The following is a 17,593-nucleotide window of genomic DNA, read 5'->3' on the forward strand; positions in this document are numbered from 1 at the left end:
CGGGCGGCCGCGCACGAGCCGACCACCGTGGCGGGCAGTGATCGGGGCGGCCGTCCACACCGAAACGGCTAGGAGAGGCTTCCAGATGGACAAGATGCTCGCCCGCGGCAGCGGGAGCGCGGTGGCCCGGTCGCGCCCGCGTACCGCGGTGGTGTCGATGTTGGCCGGCGTGGCGATGGTGGCCGCGACGGTGGCGCTGGCGACCGGCGCCAGCGCCGGAACGACGCTCGGGGCGTCGGCGGCGGAGAAGGGCCGCTACTTCGGCGCCGCGGTGGCCGCGAACAAGCTGTCGGACGCCACGTACGTCGGCATCCTGAACCGCGAGTTCAACATGGTCACGCCCGAGAACGAGATGAAGTGGGACGCCACCGAGCCGTCCCAGGGCCAGTTCAACTACACCAACGCCGACCGGATCGTCAGCCACGCCCAGGCCAACGGCATGCGGGTCCGTGGCCACGCGCTGGCCTGGCACTCGCAGCAGCCGGGCTGGGCGCAGAACCTGTCCGGCACCGCTCTGCGCCAGGCCATGGTCAACCACATCACCCAGGTCGCCACCCACTACAGGGGCAAGATCTACGCCTGGGACGTGGTGAACGAGGCGTTCGCCGACAGCGGCGGCGGCCGGCGGGACTCCAACCTCCAGCGCACCGGCAACGACTGGATCGAGGTGGCCTTCCGCACCGCCCGGGCCGCCGACCCGGCCGCCAAGCTCTGCTACAACGACTACAACACCGACAACTGGACCTGGGAAAAGACGCAGGCCGTGTACAACATGGTCAAGGACTTCAAGGCACGTGGCGTGCCGATCGACTGCGTCGGCCTGCAGTCGCATTTCAACAGCGGCTCGCCGTACCCGGGCAACTACCGCACCACCCTGCAGAACTTCGCCGCCCTCGGCGTCGACGTGCAGATCACCGAGCTGGACATCGAGGGGTCCGGCACCACCCAGGCCACCACCTACGGCAACGTCGTCAAGGACTGCCTGGCCGTGTCCCGCTGCACCGGCATCACCGTGTGGGGCATCCGGGACAGCGACTCGTGGCGGGCCAGCGGCACCCCGCTGCTCTTCGACGGCAACGGCAACAAGAAGCCGGCGTACACGGCGGTGCTCGACGCGCTGAACTCGGGCGGCACCACCCCGCCGCCCACCACCCCGACGAGCACGCCGCCCACCAGCAACCCGCCGACCACGCCGCCGCCGTCGGGCAACGGCTGCACCGCGTCGTTCACCACCAACCAGTGGCAGGGCGGCTTCGTCACCACCGTCCGGGTCACCGCCGGCGCCTCCCCGCTCAACGGGTGGGCGGTCGGGCTGACGCTGCCGGCCGGCGCGAGCCTGGTCAACACCTGGAACGCCCAGCCGAGCGGCACCAGCGGCGCGCTGACCTTCCGTAACGTCGCCTACAACGGCCAGGTCGGCGCGGGCGGCAGCACCGAGTTCGGTTTCCAGGGTTCGGGCACCGCCCCCTCCGGCGCCCCCACCTGCACCGCGGGCTGACCGGCGCAGGGCCCGGCGCGGCTGCGGCCGCGCCGGGCCACCGCCGCTTCGGCGGCCGGTGTTCAGTCCTCCGGCTCCGGGCCGAGCAGCCGGATCTCCTCGATGTCGATGGCCGCCTGGAGCTGTCGCAGCACCGCGTCGTCGATCTGGTTGCTGTTGCGCAGCCGGGTGATTTCCCGCCGCTTGCGGTCCAGCACGCCGAGCCGCAGCCGCCGGGTCATGTCGCGCTCCTCGTCGGCCTGGTCGGTGCGCGGGGAGCGGACGTCGGCCAGGTGGTCCTGGTAGTCGGCGCGGAGCCGTTCGACGGTGTCCGTGTCGGCGCCCAGTTCGGCGGCGACCTCGGGCAGCGCGTCCAGGGCGGCCTCGGTGGCCCGGATGCGGGCCCAGCGCACCTCGTCCTCCCGCTCCCGATCCCCGGTGAGGCGGGCCCAGCTGACCACGGCCGGCAGGGTGGTGCCCTGCACCAGCATGATCAGCACGATCACCACCACGGTGACGAAGATGATCAGGTCGCGTTCGTGCACCGGGGATCCGTCGTGCGCGGTGACCGGCACGGCCAGCGCGGCGGCGAGCGAGACCGCGCCCCGGAACCCGGCCCAGCCGGCGGCGGTGCGGACCCGGGCGTCGAAGCGGCGGGCGCGGCGGGACTCCCGACGGTCCAGGGCCTGCAACCCGCCCACCGACAGGTGCACCCAGATCATGCGGGTGGCGGCCACGACCAGGACGATCAGCACCGCGATGCCGAACGACTCCAGCGGCGAGTGGCTGGTGATGCTGCGCAGCGACCGGGGCACCTGCGTGCCCAGCAGCACGAAGAGGCTGCCGTTGATCATGAAGGTGGAGAGGTCCCAGAACGCGTACGCGGTGACCCGGGAACGGGCCCGGATCACCCGGGGCCCCGCGTAGGAGAGCACCAGGCCGGCGACCACGACCCCGAGCACCCCGCTCGCGTGCACCGCGTCGGCGAGCAGGAAGGCGACGAACGGGGTGAGAATGCTCAGCCCGCCCTCGCGCATCGGGTCGTCGACGTGCTTGCGGATCAGGACGACCACGACACCGACGAGCAGGCCCGCCAGGACCCCGCCGAGCGCCTTGCCGACGAACTGGCCGCTCAGCTCGAGCGCGTTGGGCACCGCCCCGCCGGCGATCACCCCGACGGCCACCGCGAAGAGGACCAGCGCCGTGCCGTCGTTGACTAGGCTCTCCGTGCGCAGCGTGGTGAGGATGCCGCGGGGCATCCGCTTGGCCAGGCCGGCCACGGCGGCCGCGTCGGTGGGCGCGAGCACCGCGCCGAGCACCCAGGCGGCGGCCGGCTCGACGCCGAGCGCCTGCGCCGTGTACGCGACGGCGACCATCGTGATGATCACCAGTGCGACGGCGAGCAGGGAGATCGCGAGGAGGTTGGCCCGGATCTCGCGGAGGCTGACGACCAGGCTCTCCCGGTAGAGGATCGCCGGGAGGAAGAGCAGCAGCACCACCTCGGGTTCGAGGATCAGGTGGTCGAACATCGGCAGGAGGCCGAGCCCCGCGCCCATGGCGATGAGCAGCACGGGCGGGGCGACGCTGTACCGGCCGCCGATGGTGGTGCCGACGAGCACGGTGGCGCCGAGCACCGTGATCAGCACGAGTGCGCTCACGCCGTACCCCCGTCACCGTTCGCCGGATCCCACGGTGCCGCACGGCCGGGCCGTGGCGGGGTGGAACGGCCGATCGCTACTCGAAGCGGGACAGGTCGCCGGCGCCGCGGCGCAGGATCTCCGGTTCCGGCCCGGACAGGTCGACCACGGTGGTCGGCTCCAGGCCGCAGTCCCCGGCGTCGACCACGGCGTCGACGAGGTGGTCGAGCCGCTCCTTGATCTCCCAGCCCTGGGTCAGCGGCTCCTCCTCCCCGGGGAGAAGCAGGGTGCTGGAGAGCAGCGGCTCGCCGAGTTCGGCCAGCAGCGCCTGGGTCACCGTGTGCTTCGGTACGCGGACCCCGACGGCCCGCCGCCGCGGGTCCTGCAGGCGCCGGGGCACCTCGGGGGTGGCCGGCAGGATGAACGTGTAACTGCCCGGGATGGCGGCCTTCACCTGCCGGAAGACCGCGTTGCTGAGCTTGACGAACTGGCCGAGCTGGGCGAAGTCGCGGCACACCAGGGTGAACGGGTGCCGATCGTCGAGCCGGCGGAGCTCCCGGATCCGCTCGACCCCGGCGCGGTTGCCGAGCTGGCAGCCGAGGGCGTAGCAGGAGTCCGTCGGGTAGGCGATGAGGCCGTCGGCGCGCAGCAGGTCCACGACCTGCCGGAGCACCCGGGGCTGCGGATTGTCGGGGTGCAGGTCGTAGTACCTCGCCACGCCGGTCAGCCTATGCCGCCGGCCGGGCCGGAGGGAATGAGAAAGATCCCCGTGACCAGGTTTGGCGTACGGGCGTTCTGGAAACAGTGGGGCGGCTCGAAGAGGGGGGACCTGATCATGTCCGAAACCAGCACAGACCGCGCCGACCGTCCGGCCGAGGTGACCGATCCGCTGTTGTGGGGGCTGTCCGCGGCGGTCGCCGACGCCCACCAGCCCGACGAGGACCAGATCTGCGTGAGCCCGAGTTGTGTCGGAGCGGCCTGGCCGTGCGCCGCGTGGAACAACGCCCAGGAGGGGCTGCGCGCCGCCCAGGGGGGCCGCACGGCTCCGTCGGCCGGCTCGGCGACCCCGGAGCCGGCCGGGACGACCGCGGAGTCAGGGCGGGACGACCCGTTGACCGGGTGGTCGACGGCCCTGGTGCCCGCCGACCGCGCGGAGCGGCTCGCCGTCACCGCCGCCTGACGGGCCTCCCGGGCCGCGGCTCACCCGGCGGCGGCCAGGAAAAACTGCCACCGGCCGCCCGGACGGGCCGTACCGTCGAAGGGAGGCGGCAGGCGCACCCCGCGGTGCGCCGGTGCCCGTCCTGCCCGAGCGGTACGCCGTGACGCGTCCACCGCGTCGCGTGCCCGCCGCACCCGGAGGTGAGCCCGTGGCGCCCGTCCCGGCGGTCTGCACGCTCGGCGTGGAGGAGGAGTACCTGCTCCTGGACCCCATCACCGGGCAGAGCCTGCCCGTGGCCGACCGGGTGCTCGCCGCGCTGTCCGGCCCCAGCCGGGAACAGAGCCGGCAGGAGTTCCGGCACAGCATGGTCGAGATGGTGACGCCGATCTGCGCCGACCTGGCGGAGCTGCGCGAGCACCTCGTGGTGCTCCGCCGGGCCGCGGCCGAGGCGGCCGGGGCGGCGGGGGCACGGCTCGTGGCGGTCGCGGCGACGCCGGTGTGCGAACCGCACCGCTCCGTGCCGGACAAGGACCGCTACCGCGCCATGTCGCACCGGTTCGGCCCGGTGGCGCACGACCCGGCGGTCTGCGGCTGTCACGTCCACGTCGGGGTGCCGGACCGGGAACTCGCCGTGCAGGTCTGCAACCACCTGCGGCCGTGGCTGCCGGTGGTGCAGGCGCTCACCGCCAACTCTCCCCTGCACGACGGGCGGGACACCGGGCACGCGAGCTGGCGCGCCATCCAGTTCGACCGGTGGCCGAGCGTCGGTCCGACCCCGCACTTCGAGTCCGCCGACGACTACGACCGGACGGTCCGGGACCTCGTCGACGCCGGCATCATGCTGGACCCGCAGATGGTCTACTGGTACGCCCGCCCGTCCGTCGCCTACCCGACCGTGGAAATCCGCGTGGGCGACGTCTGCCCGACGGTGGACGACACCGTGCTGGTCGCCGGCCTGCTGCGGGCGCTGGTCGCCACGGCCGCCGAGGACGTGCGGGCCGGCCGGTCCGCGCCGCGGATCCGGGACTGCCTGGTGGCGGCGGCGCACTGGCGCGCCGCGCACGACGGGGTGGACGGGGACCTGGTCGACCTGCGCGCGGGCGGGTCCCGGCCCGCCTGGGAGCTGATCGACGAGCTGGTCGCCACCGTGGCCCCCGCGCTGGCCGGCTACGGCGACCTGGATCTGGTGACCCACCAGCTCGACCGGCTGCGCCGCGACGGTAACGGGGCGACCCGGCAGCGGCGGATCCTCACCGACACCGACGGGGACGTCCGGGCGGTCCTGGACGAACTGGCCGCCCGGACCCTCGACGCCTGAGCGACCCGGGCGGTCAGACGGGCGGGATGCCCGACCGCCCGATCCGGGCCAGGTCGGGTTCCCCGCGGACCGTCCGGCTGGGCGGCGTCCCGCCCTGCCCGGTCGGCGCAGCCGGTTCGGCCGGCTCGGCGCGCTCCTCGATCTCGGCGCTGCCGATCTCCCGCATCATGTCCGCGACGACGGCGAGCGCGGCGGCCTTGTCGGGGTACTGCCGGCCGGTGGCGATGACCTGGCCCTCGTCGTCCAGCAGGGTGAACCCGTAGGTGCCGGTGTCGGCGGCGGCGATGAGGAACTTCATCCCGGGCGCTTACCCGGAGGACGGGCGGCGACACCGGGCCGGGTCAGTCCCAGCGGGTCGCCGTCGCGGCGAACAGCTCCGGATCGCTGGCCACCGGGATCACGCAGAGCAGGTGACCGCCCGGCGCCCGCAGCACGTGGCAGTCGAGCCAGCGGGAGACCGGGGTGGCGCCGAGGCCGACCAGCCGCGCCACCTCGGCGGCCACGTCGTCGGTCTCGATGTCCAGGTGGTGGCGGGGCGCGTCGTCCACCGACTGCACCGCGGTGACCAGCCCCGGCACCACGTCGACCAGGTCGGTGAACTGGGGCTCGGCCGGGTCGGTGCGGGTCGGCACGCCGAGCGCCGCGGACCAGAACCCGGTCGCCGAGGCGGCGGCGTCGCGGGGCGCGTCGAGGATGAGGGCGTAGAGCCGGGAGCGGTGCATCCGCCGAGCTTAGCCACGACGGGCGTCGATGGCAGGGTCAGGCCGAGGGGCGGACCGCGCGCAGCCAGGCCTGGGCGATCAGGGCGTGGCCGAACGGGGTCGGGTGCACGCCGTCGCGGGTCCACACCCGGCCGTCCACACCGGCGGCCTGGAACAGCTCGTCGACCGCCACCAGGGTCGCCCCGAACTCGGCGGCGAGTTCGCGGACCACCGCGACCTTCGGGCCGAGGTCCTCCCGCCACGCGTGCTGCGCGTCGTCCAGCGGGACGACGAAGGGCTCGACGAGGACCAGCCGGGCGTCCAGCGGCCGGGTGGCCTCGAGCACGTGCCGGTAGTCGCGGGCGAAGTCGGCGGCGCTGGTCGGGTCGTCGCGGGTGTAGCGCCGCCAGGTGTCGTTGATGCCGATCAGCACCGACACCACCTGCGGGGCGAGGGCCAGGCAGTCCGGCTCCCAGCGGGCCCGCAGGTCGCGTACCCGGTCGCCGCTGATCCCGCGGTTGAGGAAGGTCGCCCCGTGGCGGGGGTGGCGGGCCGTGAACCAGGCGGAGGCCATCATGGCGTACCCGGTGCCGAGGTCGTCGCCGCAGGACCGGTCCCGGCCGGCGTCGGTGATGCTGTCGCCGATGAAGAGCACCCGGCCGCCGCGCGGCACCTCCACGGTCATCCGCCCGTCCCCCTCCCCCGTGCCGGATCCTCCGTGATCATGCCGCACGCCGGTCGCGGCCCGAACGGCGGCCGACCCGCCGGGAAGAATCCGCCGTCCGGCTGTTGCGTTTCGCGGCCCGGAACCGATCACACATCCGTGGCAACGCGGCGACCGAGGTGTGACAACCTCACCAAGTTGGCCTGCAACGTTGCAATCGGCGCACAAGCGGTGGTTGACTGCTGCACCATGCCAGAGCCGAAGATCACGGACAGGCCGGTTTTTTCGTGAGAAGCACGGACATCACGCGGCGGACCACCTGGCGGCAGCGGGCGGCCCGCTGGCTGGATCCCACCGTCGCCCGCTGGGACGTCGCGCCGCCGGAGACGCCCGAACCGCCACCGCGGGAGGAGCCCGGGCCGGGCCCGTGGCCCGCTATCTGCGACCAGTTCGCCCTGCGGATCCTGGCCGCGGCGTACCAGATGGGCAGTCACCTGGAGGCCGTCGAGGCCGACGAGCAGGACCCGGAACGCCTGGAGCGGCTCTACCGCATCGACCACGCGAACACCCGGATCCGGCGGCACGCCGAGAACCTCCAGGTGCTGCTGGGCCGCCGGGTCGAGGACGCCGACCCGCAGACCGTCCCCCTGGTCGACGTCGTCCGGGCCGCCGCCTCCGCCGTCGAGCACTACCCGCGCATCCGGGTGGGCCACGTCGTCGAGCTGGCGGTGGTCGAATTCGCGGCCGACGACGTGATCCGGGTGCTCACCGAACTGCTCGACAACGCCACCCGGTTCTCCCCACCCACGGCGGCCGTGACCGTGTCGGCGTTCGTCACCGAGGACGGTGGCGTCCTGCTGCGGGTCGAGGACGCCGGGGTGGGCCTGCACCCCGACCACCTCACCCAGCTCAACGCGCTGCTCAGCGGCCGGCCGGCCACCCCCGTCACCCTCGACCCCGCGGCCCACCTCGGGCTCGCCGTGGTGGCCCACCTGGCCGGCGCCCACCAGCTGCGCGTCGCGCTCACCACCCGGCCCTCCGGTGGGACCACCGCGACCGTCGCCGTACCCGCCGGGCTGCTGTGCGAGATCCCCGCCGCGGCCGCGCCCGCACCGCCGCCGCCGGCCTGGCCACCCGCCCGGACCGGGACCGACCCCTGGAGTACGCCGTTGGCCGCACCCCATGGCGCGGACGGGCCCACCGTCCGGCTCACCACCATCGACGGGCCGGCCGGCGACCCGCCGCCGCCCACCACCGGCCTGCCCCGACGGGTGCCCGGGAGCGTCCGCGACCAGGCCCCGGCGCCCCGGCCCCCGGCCGACCCCGGCGCGGGCTCCCCGCCCGAGGCGTGGCCGGACGAGACGGCGGCCTTCGCGGCCGGCGTCAGCGACGCCCGCACCCCCACCGAGCACGAAGGACGGCAGTGATGACCCACGCGTACCCGGGAAGCGGCACGAGCAACGGGCTGCCCGACTGCGCCTGGCTGATCCGGCAGTTCGTCGAGGACGTGCCCGGGGTCAACCACGCGATGCTGGTGTCGCTGGACGGCCTCCAGCTGGCCGCCTCGCGCGGCGTCGGCCGCGACCTGGGCGACCAGCTCGCCGCGCTGACCGCCGGCCTGCTCAGCATGGCCGACCGCAGCGCCGCCCTGCTGGAGCTGGGCTCCGCCGAGTACCTGACCGTCCGGCTGCCCCGCGGGCACCTGCTGTTCATGCGGGTGGGCGACTCGGCCGGCCTGGCCGTGGCCGCCGCGCCCGGCTGCGACCTGCGGGTCGTGTCCTACCGGATGACGCAGTTCGTGGGAGCCGTGTGGCACGCCCTCACGCCGGCCGTGCGGCACGAGCTGCACCGCATGACGGCCGCCCAGGCCCGCTGACCGGCCGGAGGACGACGATCATGCCGCTGAGGTACTGGAAGGTCCGGCCGTACGTGCTGACCGCCGGCCGCACCCGCACCCGGCAACCGCTGCTGGTGCACACCCTGGTGTCGGTGCCCTACTACGACGCCGTGTTCGCCGCCGGGCTGCTGCCCGAGGCCCGTTCCCTGTACGAGAACGCCCGCCGGGCGGCGCGCTCGGTGGCCGAACTCTCCGCGGTGTGCGGGATCTCGCTGGGGGTCACCCGGGTCGTCGTCGACGACCTGGCCGCCACCGACCGGCTGCTGGTCCACGGCGACCACGACAACGTCGACTTCCGCCTCCTGGAGAGACTGCGCGATGGCCTCCGCAAACTTGCCTGACAGCCCGCTGCTGACCTCGGCGAAGATCGTCATCGCGGGCGGTTTCGGGGTCGGCAAGACCACCTGCGTCGGGGCGATCTCGGAGATCCCGCCGGTCAACACCGAGGCGTGGATGACGGCGGCCAGCGAGACCGTCGACCGGCTCGACCCTGGCATCGACAAGACGACCACGACGGTGGCCATGGACTTCGGCCGGCTCACCATCGGCCCCGACCTGGTGCTCTACCTGTTCGGCACGCCGGGCCAGCCCCGGTTCTGGCCGATGTGGGACGACCTGTGCCGGGGCGCCGTCGGCGCGCTGGTGCTCGCCGACACCCGCGACCTGGCGGCCTCGTTCCCGGCGGTCAACTACTTCGAGCAGGACAGCGACGTGCCGTTCGTCGTCTGCGTGAACCTCTTCGACGGGGTGCTGCACCACCCGCTCGACGACGTCCGCGCCGCGCTCGCGCTGCCGGCCCGCGTACCCCTGACCGCCTGCGACGCCCGCGACCCGTCGTCGGTGGCGCGGGCGTTGCTCACGGTCGTCGAACACGCCATGTCCCGCACCCCCCGGCCCACCGCGGGCGCGCTCGCGGCGCGGTAGCTCAACCCTGGAGGAACCATGCGCAGAATCCTGATCGTCGGGGCCGGACAGTCCGGGCTCCAGCTCGCCCTGAGCCTGCAGGCCGAAGGGTACGACGTCACGGTGATGTCGGCCCGCACGCCCGACGAGATCCGCCGGGGCTGGGTGATGAGCACCCAGGCCATGTTCGGCCCCGCGCTGGCCACCGAGCGCCGGTACGGCCTGGACCGGTGGCAGGACCGGGCGCCCCGGATCGAGGGGCTGCACGTCTCGCTGTCCGCGCCGCCCGGCGAGCGGGCGCTGCGCATCCCCTGCCCCCTGGACGAGCCGGCGCAGAGCACCGACCAGCGGATCAAGATGGCCGACTGGCTGGAACTGTTCGAGCAGCGCGGCGGGACGGTGCTCTACCAGACCGTGACGACCAGCGACCTCGACGGCCTGGCCCGGCTCGGCCGCTACGACCTGACCGTGGTGGCCGCCGGCAAGGGCGATCTGGTCGGCGTCTTCGACCGCGACCCGGCCCGCTCGGTGTACGACGCGCCGCAGCGCGGCCTGGCCGTGGCGTACGTGCACGGGATGACCCCGGACCCGCTGCTGCCCGTGCCGCACGTCAGCTTCAACGCGGTGCCCGGGCTGGGCGAGCTGTTCGTCATCCCCGCCCTGACCCACTCCGGTCCCTGCGAGATCCTGTTCTGGGAGGCGGTGCCCGGTGGGCCCCTGGACCTGTGGACCGAGCGGCGCGACCCGGCCGAGCACCTGAAGCTCACCCTGGACCTGGTCCGCCGCTACACGCCGTGGATCTACGAGCGGTGCGCCGAGGTGGAGCTGACCGACGGGCGCGCCACCCTGTCCGGGCGGTACACCCCGACGGTGCGCCACGCGGTCGCCGAACTGCCCTCGGGCGGGCTGGTGCTGGGCATGGCCGACGTGGTGGTGGCCAACGACCCGATCACCGGCCAGGGCAGCAACACGGCCGCCAAGTGCGCGTACGCGTACCTCGGCGCGATCCTGGAGCACGGCGACGGGCCCTTCGACCGGGACTGGATGACGCGGACCTTCGAGCGCTTCTGGGCCGGGACCGGGGAGGCCGTGACCGGCTGGACGAACGCCATGCTGCAACCGCTGCCGCCGCACGTGCAGCAGGTGCTCGGAGCGGCCGCCGGCAACCCGGCGGTGGCCCGCCGGTTCGCCAACGGGTTCGGCGACCCGAACGACTTCCGGGACTGGTTCCTCACCCCGGAGGCGGCCGAGCGCTACCTGGCCTCGGTCGCCGGCTGACCACATCGTGGCCGGGAGCCGCCGCCCTCGGGGGTGGCTTCCGGCCGCCGCAGCCTCGCCGGACGGGCGTCGAGGGCCGGTCAGGCGGTCACGTGGGCGCTGTCGCCCGCCGTGGCGGCGAACGAGGTCCCGCTGACCATCCGGGCGCCGTCCGACGCGAGGAACACCACGAGCGGCGCGACGTCCTCCGGCTGCACCCACGGCACGCCCAACGGGGTCTTCGCCCGCTGCGCCTCGACCGCGCTCCGCTCGTCGGCGGCCGGATCCCCGGACGGCGTCTTCCCGGCCTCGACGAGGGCCTGCGCGTAGCGGTCCTGGTGCCGGGTCAGGGCGGTGTCGACCAGGCCGGGGATGACCGCGTTCACGGTGATCCCGTGCGCACCCAGTTCCAGCGCCGCCGACTTGACCAGCCCGATGAGGCCCCACTTCGACGCCGAGTAGGCGGCACCGTTCGTCGTGCCGTGCTGTCCCTGCGTGGACGAGGTCACCACGATCCGGCCGCCGCCGCGGCGGACCAGCAACGGGGCGAAGACCCGCAGCACGTTCGCGGTGCCGGTCAGGTTGACGTCGATCTGGTCGTGCCAGTCCGCGTCGGCCATCTCCAGCAGGGGCTTGAACGCCTGGATGCCGGCGTTGGCGAACAGCACGTCGACGCCGCCGTGCTCGCGCTCGACCGCCGCCGCCACCGCGCGCACCGCGGTGATGTCCCGCTGGTCGGCCTGGTGCGCGGACCAGCGCGCCCCGGCCGCGGTGACCCGCCGGCCGGTCTCGGCCAGGTCGTCGGGGCTCGCCGGCGGGAAGTCGAGGATCGGGCTCACCGGCCCGGCCACGTCCATGCCGGCCACGTCCGCGCCGGCCTCGGCGAGCGCCACAGCGGCGGCCCGGCCGATCCCGCGCGCCGCGCCGGTGACCACGGCGACCCGCCCGGACAGCGGCGCTGTGGTCATCGCGCCCACCCCCTGCTCTGCCGGCTCCTCCACTCGCACCGTAGACGGGTCCCACCCCGCCCCGCCGGGGATCGCCGCCTCGGCCGCCTCCCGACCCCGCGAGCTGGGCACACGGCGAGACTGACGCCGGCTCGGCGAGGTGGCGGTTTCCGCGGGGCCCGGACACCGCCACCTCCCGCGAGCTGGTGTTGATCTCGGTCGCGCGACGGTGGCGTGGTCAGAGGGTGCGGGTCAGGTCGGTGAGGATGTCGGCGACCGGCGCGTCCCGGGCGCCGCGCCAGCCGGTGCCCGCCCACAGGTGCAGCCGGTCGGCGTCGCCCGCCTGGGCGGCGGCGACGCGCAGCGGCCGGGTCAGGTGGTGCAGCGCCGGGTAGCCGAGCGGGGCGGCCGCCTCGTGCCGGTCGACGAAGTCGTTGTGCAGCCCGCGTGCCGGTCGGCCGGTGAAGGCGCGGGTGACGACGGTCCGGTCCCGGCCCGGGTCGGCCAGCGCGTCGCGGTGGGTGCGGCCGGTGCCGGCTTCGTCGGCGCGCAGCAGCAGCGTGCCGACCAGGACGCCGGTGGCGCCGGCGGCCAGCGCCGCCCGGACGTCCTGGGGACCGCCGATCCCGCCCGCACCGAGCAGGGGCAGCCCGGTGCGGCCGGCCAGCGACGCGAGCAGGTCGGGCAGCGGGCGCAGCGGCGGCGGGGCGTCCGGGGTGAAGGTGCCCAGGTGCCCGCCGGCGGTGCCGCTCTGCGCCACCAGCCCGTCGACCCCGAGGTCGGCCGCGGCCGCCGCCTCGGCCGGGTCCGTCACCGTGACCAGGACCCGGCTGCCGGCCCGCCGCAGGTCCCGGACCACCGGCGCCGGCGGCAGGCCGAACGTGAAGCTGACGACCGGCACGGGGTCGCCGCGCAGCAGGTCGAGCTTCGCCGCCCAGTGGTCGTCGTCCTCGGTGCGCGCGGCGGCGGCCAGGTCGAGCCCGTAGGCCGTGCCCTCGGGCGCGATCCGGCTCGCGTAGCGGCGGAAGTCCGCCTCCGTCACCGGCACCGGGGTGGGTACGAAGACGTTCACCCCGAACGGCCGCCCGGCGGCGCGCAGCTCGGCGATCTCCCCCGCGACCGCCTCCGGCGTCTTGTAGCCGGCGGCCAGGAACGCGAACGCCCCGGCCGCGCCCACCGCCGTCGCCAGCCCCGTGGTGGTCGGCCCGCCGGCCATCGGCGCCGCGACCACCGGCACGTCCACCCCGAGCAGTTCCCGCAACCCGTCCACGTCCCCAGTCTGCCCGGCCGCAGCCGGCTCCGTCAGGACCGCAGGCGCTCGCGCAGCCAGGCCGGCTCCGGGTTCACCACGGCCTCGTCGCCCAGCACCACGGTCGGGACCGTCTCGTCGCCGTCGGTGACCGCTCGGACCGCCGCCGCCCCGTCCGGGTCGCGCCAAATGTTCACCCAGTGCGCCCGCCCGGCACGGCGACCCAGCCGCAGGCGCAGGCGCAGGCAGTAGCGGCAGCCGGGCCGCCAGTAGACCACCGGCCGCCCGTCGCGCGCGCTGCGCTCGCGCGCCTCGGCGGCGGTCAGCGACCGCGGGAACACCAGCGGCGAGAAGAGCGCCGCCAGGACCGCGAAGACCAGGAGCTCGACGGCAGCCACCACCGGGTGGTACGCCCGGACCGCGGCGACCACCCCGACCACCAGCATGAGGCCGGCCATCCACCAACTACGCAGCACGTCGCGGGATGCTACCCGTCCCGCTCAGGCGGTCGCGTCGGCCAGCAGTTCGAGCAGGTGCCGGTACGGCTGCCCGGTGGCCCGGGCCATGCCGATCTCGCAGGTGCGGTTCACCGAGGCGTACCCGTCGAAGGAACGTCCCGCGACGGCGGCGGCCTCGGCGCGGGTGGCCGACGCGGTCAGCTCCGGATGCAGCAGGCCCCGGTCACCGGCGAACCCGCAGCACTGCCAGCCCTCGGGCACCACCACCTCGTCGGCGACGGCGCGGGCCACGGCGAGCAGCGCGTCGTCCAGGCCGAGCCGGGTCGACGAGCAGGTGGGGTGCAGCGCGAGGGAGCCGAGCCGGCGGCGCACGGTGAGCCGGGGCAGCAGCTCGGTGGCCGCGTACGCGACGGCGTCGACCACCCGCACGTCGCCGGCCTCGGCGAGCAGCTTCGCGAAGCCCTCGGTGCAGGAGGCGGCGTCGCTGACCACGGGCAGGACGCCGTCGCGGCTGGCCGCCCGCAGCGCCGGCGGCACCCGGTCGCGCACCGCCCGGTAGCCGTCGGTGAGGCCCTTGGAGGACCAGGGCGTGCCACAGCACATGCTGCCGATCCCCTCGGGCACGAGCAGGCGTACGCCGGCCCGGTCGGCGAGGGTGAGCAGGGCGGCGGCCACGCCGGAGCCGCCCTGCGCCGGGGCGAAGAGCGTGCCGAGGCAGGACGGGACGAAGACGGCGTCGGGCTCGCCGACCGGGCGGGGCCGGCGCGGGTGGCCGCCCCGGGGCAGGTCCCGCTGCCACTGCGGGACCCGTTCGGCGCCGAGGACGGCGCGGGCGGCCCGGGTGGCCGCCTCGGGCAGCGCGGGCGGCAGGGCGCCGGCCAGGTCCAGCCCACGGGACATGCCCCGGGTGGTGGCGCCCCAGCGGCGCGCGGCGCCCCGCCAGCCGGCCTGCGCGACCCCGCCGTTGCGGCCGGCCCGCAGCCGCTTCACCAGGTCGCCCGTGTTGATGAGGACCGGGCAGGCGGTGGCGCACATGCCGTCCACGGCGCAGGTGTCCACCGCGTCGTAGTCGTAGGCGCGCTCCAGTTCCCCGGCGAGGGCCGGGTCCCCGGCGGCGCGGGCGGCGGCGATCTCCCGGCGCAGCACGATCCGCTGCCGGGGGGTGGTGGTGAGGTCGCGGCTCGGGCAGACCGGCTCGCAGTAGCCGCACTCGACGCAGCGGTCGACCTCCTCCTCCACGGTCGGCACGGTCTTCAGGTGCCGCATGTGGATCTCGGGGTCGTCGCTGAGCAGCACACCCGGGTTGAGCACGCCGTCCGGGTCGCAAAGCGTCTTGACCTCGCGCATCACGGCGTACAGCTCGTCGCCGAACTGGCGGCGCACGTAGGGGGCCATGACCCGGCCGGTGCCGTGCTCCGCCTTCAGCGTGCCGCCGTGGCCGAGCACCAGGTCGACCATCTCCTCGGTGAAGTCCGCGTAGCGGGCCGGGGCGGCGCCGCCGGCGAACCGCTCGTTGAGCATGAAGTGCAGGTTGCCGTCCTTGGCGTGGCCGAAGATGACGCTCTCCTCGTACCGGTGCCGGTCGAAGAGGTCGGCGAGGGCCGCGCAGGTGGCGGCGAGGGCGTCGACCGGGACGGCGACGTCCTCCAGCAGCGCGGTGGTGCCGGACGGGCGGGCGCCGGCCACGGCGGCGTACAGGCCCTTGCGGATGTGCCACAGCGCGGCGCGGGCGGCGGCCTCGCCGCTGAGCCGGGCCGGGGTGGTCAGCGGCAGGTCGGCCAGCACCGGCCGGGCGGCCGCGACGCGCTCGGCCAGCGCCTCCGGGTCGGACTCCTGCCACTCGACCAGCAGCGCCGCGTGGTCGCGGACGGCCAGGCCGCGCAGCGCGGCGTCCGCCCGCGGGTCCCGCTGGGCGACCCGCAGGGCGGCGGCGTCGAGCAGCTCGACCGCCGCCGGCCCGGCGGCCACCAGCGCCGGCATGGCGGCCATCGCCGCGCCCAGGGTGTCGAAGACCAGCAGGCCGGTCGCGGCGTGCCGGTGCACGGGTACGGTGCGGAACGTCGCCGCCGCGACGAAGGCGAGGGTGCCCTCGCTGCCCACCACCAGCCGGGTCAGCAGGTCGGCGGGCTCGTCGTGGTCGAGGAACGCGTTCACGCCGTACCCCATGGTGTTCTTCATGGCGTACTGGGCGCGGATGCGGCGCACCGAGTCGGGGTTGCCCCGGACCCGGTCGCGCAGCCGCAGCAGGCCGGCGTGCAGGTCCGGCTCGGCGGCGCGCAGCCGGGCGTCGGCGTCCGGGGCGCCGGTGTCGAGCACGATGCCGCTGGGCAGTACCAGCAGCAGCGACTCCAGCGTGCGGTAGGTGTTGAACTCGGTGCCGCAGGTCATCCCGCTCGAGTTGTTGGCGACCACCCCGCCGACGGTGCAGGCGGACTCGCTGGCCGGGTCCGGGCCCAGCTTGCGGCCGTAGGGGGCGAGCCGGGCGTTGACCTGCCGCAGCACCACCCCGGGCTGGACCCGCACCCGCCGGCCCTCGTCGAGGACGTCGAGGTCGCGGAAGTGCCGCCGGGTGTCCACGAGCAGCCGGTCGGTGACCGCCTGGCCGCTGAGGCTCGTCCCGCCGGAGCGGAAGGTCAGCGGGGTGCCGGAGCGGCGGCTGTACCGCAGCAGGGCGGCGACCTGGTCGGCGTCGCCCGGGGTGACCACGGCGCTCGGGTGCAGCAGGTAGTGCGACGCGTCGTGAGCCAGCCGGAGCCGGTCCGCCGCCCGGGTGGCCACCCCGCCGGGCACCACCGCCTCCAGTCCCGCCTGCGCGTCGCCGCTCAGCTCCACCATGGTCGCCGCACCTCCCCGAGCCCACCCTAGTCAGAACCGGGCGACGCGCCGCCGGCCCCTTGTCTCCGCATCGATCCGGGTGGATACTCGCCGCTACAGCGTTCGCCGAGGTCACACCCCGAGTCGACCCCGGCGACCCGGCATGGACGCCGACGCAACCGGCGGCCTTCACCGTCCGAGGAGAAGACCGTGAGAATCCGCCGAAGCCGACTCACCCCCCTGCTCGCCGCGACCGTCGGCCTCGTGGCCGCCGGCGCCTTCGCCGTTCCCGGCGCCGCCTCCGCCGCGCCGGGCTTCACCGCCGACCAACTGGCCCGCGCCGACGCCGCCGTCGCGGCCTCCGGCGTGCAGGGCATCGCCTGGCGTGTGGACGCTGGTTCCGGCCGCGTCGTGGTGACCGCGGACGACAGCGTCTCCGCCGCCGAGGTGGCCGCGGTCAAGAAGAGCGCCGGCACCGCGGCGGGCGCCATCCGGATCGACCGGGCCCGGGGCACCTTCCGTCCGCTGCTGTCGGCCGGCAACGCCATCTACGGCGGCGGCTACCGCTGCTCGCTCGGGTTCAACGTGGTGAAGTCCGGGGTCTACTACTTCCTCACTGCCGGGCACTGCGGCAACGTCGCCAAGACCTGGTACACCGACTCGGGGCTCAAGACCCTGATCGGCCCGACCATCAGCTCCAGCTTCCCGGGCAACGACTACGCCCTGGTCCGCTACGACAACGCCGCGCTCAGCCACCCGGGCGGCTACACCGCCGCGAACGCCGTGGTGGGTGAGTCGGTGAAGCGGACCGGGTCGACCACCGGCACCCACAGCGGCACGGTGACCGCGTTGAACGTGACCGTCCGCTACCAGGGCGGCGGCACGGTCCGAGGCATGATCCAGACCACCGTCTGCGCCGAGCCGGGCGACTCGGGCGGCCCGCTCTACGACGGCACCAAGGCGCTGGGCATCACCTCCGGCGGCAGCGGTGACTGCCGCTCCGGCGGCACCACCTTCTACCAGCCGGTCACCGAGGCGGCGAGCGCGTACGGCGTGACTGTCTACTGAGAACGACGCGGCCGGCAGTCGCCGGCCGCACCGGCGACACCAGA

Annotated in this window: 18 protein-coding genes; 9 read left to right on the plus strand and 9 right to left on the minus strand. The window is 75.0% G+C overall.

Features of this window, described 5'->3' with window-relative positions; genetic code table 11:
* Window positions 1-85: 85 nt before the first annotated feature.
* Window positions 86-1,498, plus strand: coding sequence for a glycoside hydrolase family 10 protein (locus tag GCE86_RS12420; protein ID WP_154227098.1), 1,413 nt, complete (start codon window positions 86-88; stop codon window positions 1,496-1,498).
* 62 nt (window positions 1,499-1,560) lie between these two features.
* On the opposite strand, the gene GCE86_RS12425 is transcribed toward GCE86_RS12420, so the two are convergent.
* Together GCE86_RS12425 and GCE86_RS12430 are read right to left on the minus strand one after the other, a co-directional pair.
* The gene (locus tag GCE86_RS12425; RefSeq protein WP_244317281.1) at window positions 1,561-3,135 is read right to left on the minus strand and encodes a Na+/H+ antiporter; all 1,575 of its coding nucleotides are present in this window, start codon (window positions 3,133-3,135) and stop codon (window positions 1,561-1,563) included.
* Window positions 3,136-3,211: 76 nt separating this feature from the next.
* Window positions 3,212-3,832, minus strand: coding sequence for an L-threonylcarbamoyladenylate synthase (locus GCE86_RS12430; RefSeq protein WP_154227099.1), 621 nt, complete (start codon window positions 3,830-3,832; stop codon window positions 3,212-3,214).
* A 117-nt stretch (window positions 3,833-3,949) separates the two neighbouring features.
* Here GCE86_RS12430 and GCE86_RS32030 point away from each other — a divergent pair, with 117 nt between their 5' ends.
* Both GCE86_RS32030 and GCE86_RS12440 read left to right on the plus strand, forming a co-directional pair.
* Window positions 3,950-4,294 carry a hypothetical protein gene (locus GCE86_RS32030; protein WP_239542448.1) on the plus strand — a complete coding sequence of 115 codons (345 nt, stop codon included), beginning with the start codon at window positions 3,950-3,952 and terminating at the stop codon, window positions 4,292-4,294.
* Window positions 4,295-4,481: 187 nt separating this feature from the next.
* On the plus strand, window positions 4,482-5,591 hold the full coding sequence (locus tag GCE86_RS12440; protein WP_154227100.1) for a carboxylate-amine ligase: 1,110 nt from the start codon (window positions 4,482-4,484) through the stop codon (window positions 5,589-5,591).
* A gap of 13 nt (window positions 5,592-5,604) precedes the next feature.
* Here GCE86_RS12440 and GCE86_RS12445 read toward each other — a convergent pair whose 3' ends face one another.
* Genes GCE86_RS12445 through GCE86_RS12455 form a run of 3 tightly spaced genes read right to left on the minus strand, consistent with a single transcriptional unit; the run spans window position 5,605 to window position 6,977 of the window.
* Complete coding sequence (locus GCE86_RS12445; protein WP_154227101.1) at window positions 5,605-5,889, minus strand: YegP family protein; 285 nt, start codon at window positions 5,887-5,889, stop codon at window positions 5,605-5,607.
* A gap of 43 nt (window positions 5,890-5,932) precedes the next feature.
* Window positions 5,933-6,313, minus strand: a complete 381-nt coding sequence (locus GCE86_RS12450) for a VOC family protein (protein ID WP_154227102.1) — start codon at window positions 6,311-6,313, stop codon at window positions 5,933-5,935.
* A 37-nt stretch (window positions 6,314-6,350) separates the two neighbouring features.
* The gene (locus tag GCE86_RS12455; protein WP_154227103.1) at window positions 6,351-6,977 is read right to left on the minus strand and encodes an SGNH/GDSL hydrolase family protein; all 627 of its coding nucleotides are present in this window, start codon (window positions 6,975-6,977) and stop codon (window positions 6,351-6,353) included.
* A gap of 266 nt (window positions 6,978-7,243) precedes the next feature.
* Here GCE86_RS12455 and GCE86_RS32350 point away from each other — a divergent pair, with 266 nt between their 5' ends.
* Genes GCE86_RS32350 through GCE86_RS12480 form a run of 5 tightly spaced genes read left to right on the plus strand, consistent with a single transcriptional unit; the run spans window position 7,244 to window position 11,034 of the window.
* Window positions 7,244-8,383 carry a sensor histidine kinase gene (locus GCE86_RS32350; protein WP_154227104.1) on the plus strand — a complete coding sequence of 380 codons (1,140 nt, stop codon included), beginning with the start codon at window positions 7,244-7,246 and terminating at the stop codon, window positions 8,381-8,383.
* Window positions 8,383-8,832, plus strand: coding sequence for a roadblock/LC7 domain-containing protein (locus tag GCE86_RS12465; RefSeq protein WP_154227105.1), 450 nt, complete (start codon window positions 8,383-8,385; stop codon window positions 8,830-8,832). The genes GCE86_RS32350 and GCE86_RS12465 overlap by 1 nt, the downstream gene beginning before the upstream one ends.
* Window positions 8,833-8,852: 20 nt before the next feature.
* Window positions 8,853-9,194 (plus strand): DUF742 domain-containing protein, encoded by a 342-nt coding sequence (locus GCE86_RS12470; protein WP_154227106.1) that lies wholly within the window; start codon window positions 8,853-8,855, stop codon window positions 9,192-9,194.
* Window positions 9,172-9,777, plus strand: coding sequence for an ATP/GTP-binding protein (locus GCE86_RS12475; RefSeq protein WP_204341998.1), 606 nt, complete (start codon window positions 9,172-9,174; stop codon window positions 9,775-9,777). Before GCE86_RS12470 ends, GCE86_RS12475 begins: the two co-directional genes overlap by 23 nt.
* Before the next feature lie 18 nt (window positions 9,778-9,795).
* Window positions 9,796-11,034, plus strand: a complete 1,239-nt coding sequence (locus tag GCE86_RS12480) for a styrene monooxygenase/indole monooxygenase family protein (protein WP_154227107.1) — start codon at window positions 9,796-9,798, stop codon at window positions 11,032-11,034.
* A gap of 80 nt (window positions 11,035-11,114) precedes the next feature.
* Here the strand turns inward: GCE86_RS12480 and GCE86_RS12485 are convergent, their stop codons facing one another.
* The 4 genes from GCE86_RS12485 to GCE86_RS12500 all read right to left on the minus strand — a co-directional run bounded on the left by GCE86_RS12485 (window position 11,115) and on the right by GCE86_RS12500 (window position 16,502).
* Window positions 11,115-11,981 carry an SDR family NAD(P)-dependent oxidoreductase gene (locus GCE86_RS12485; protein WP_154227108.1) on the minus strand — a complete coding sequence of 289 codons (867 nt, stop codon included), beginning with the start codon at window positions 11,979-11,981 and terminating at the stop codon, window positions 11,115-11,117.
* A gap of 217 nt (window positions 11,982-12,198) precedes the next feature.
* Window positions 12,199-13,230, minus strand: coding sequence for a nitronate monooxygenase (locus GCE86_RS12490; protein WP_244317282.1), 1,032 nt, complete (start codon window positions 13,228-13,230; stop codon window positions 12,199-12,201).
* A 32-nt stretch (window positions 13,231-13,262) separates the two neighbouring features.
* Entirely contained in the window at window positions 13,263-13,685 is a 423-nt protein-coding gene (locus tag GCE86_RS12495; protein WP_244317283.1) for a glutaredoxin domain-containing protein, read from the minus strand.
* A 24-nt stretch (window positions 13,686-13,709) separates the two neighbouring features.
* Window positions 13,710-16,502 (minus strand): FAD-binding and (Fe-S)-binding domain-containing protein, encoded by a 2,793-nt coding sequence (locus GCE86_RS12500; protein ID WP_154227109.1) that lies wholly within the window; start codon window positions 16,500-16,502, stop codon window positions 13,710-13,712.
* A 189-nt stretch (window positions 16,503-16,691) separates the two neighbouring features.
* Here GCE86_RS12500 and GCE86_RS12505 point away from each other — a divergent pair, with 189 nt between their 5' ends.
* A complete protein-coding gene (locus GCE86_RS12505) occupies window positions 16,692-17,549 on the plus strand; it encodes a S1 family peptidase (RefSeq protein WP_154227110.1) in 858 nt (285 codons plus the stop codon).
* The last annotated feature ends 44 nt before the right edge of the window (window positions 17,550-17,593 follow it).

The sequence above is a fragment of the Micromonospora terminaliae genome (assembly GCF_009671205.1).
GTDB classification, from domain to species: domain Bacteria; phylum Actinomycetota; class Actinomycetes; order Mycobacteriales; family Micromonosporaceae; genus Micromonospora; species Micromonospora terminaliae.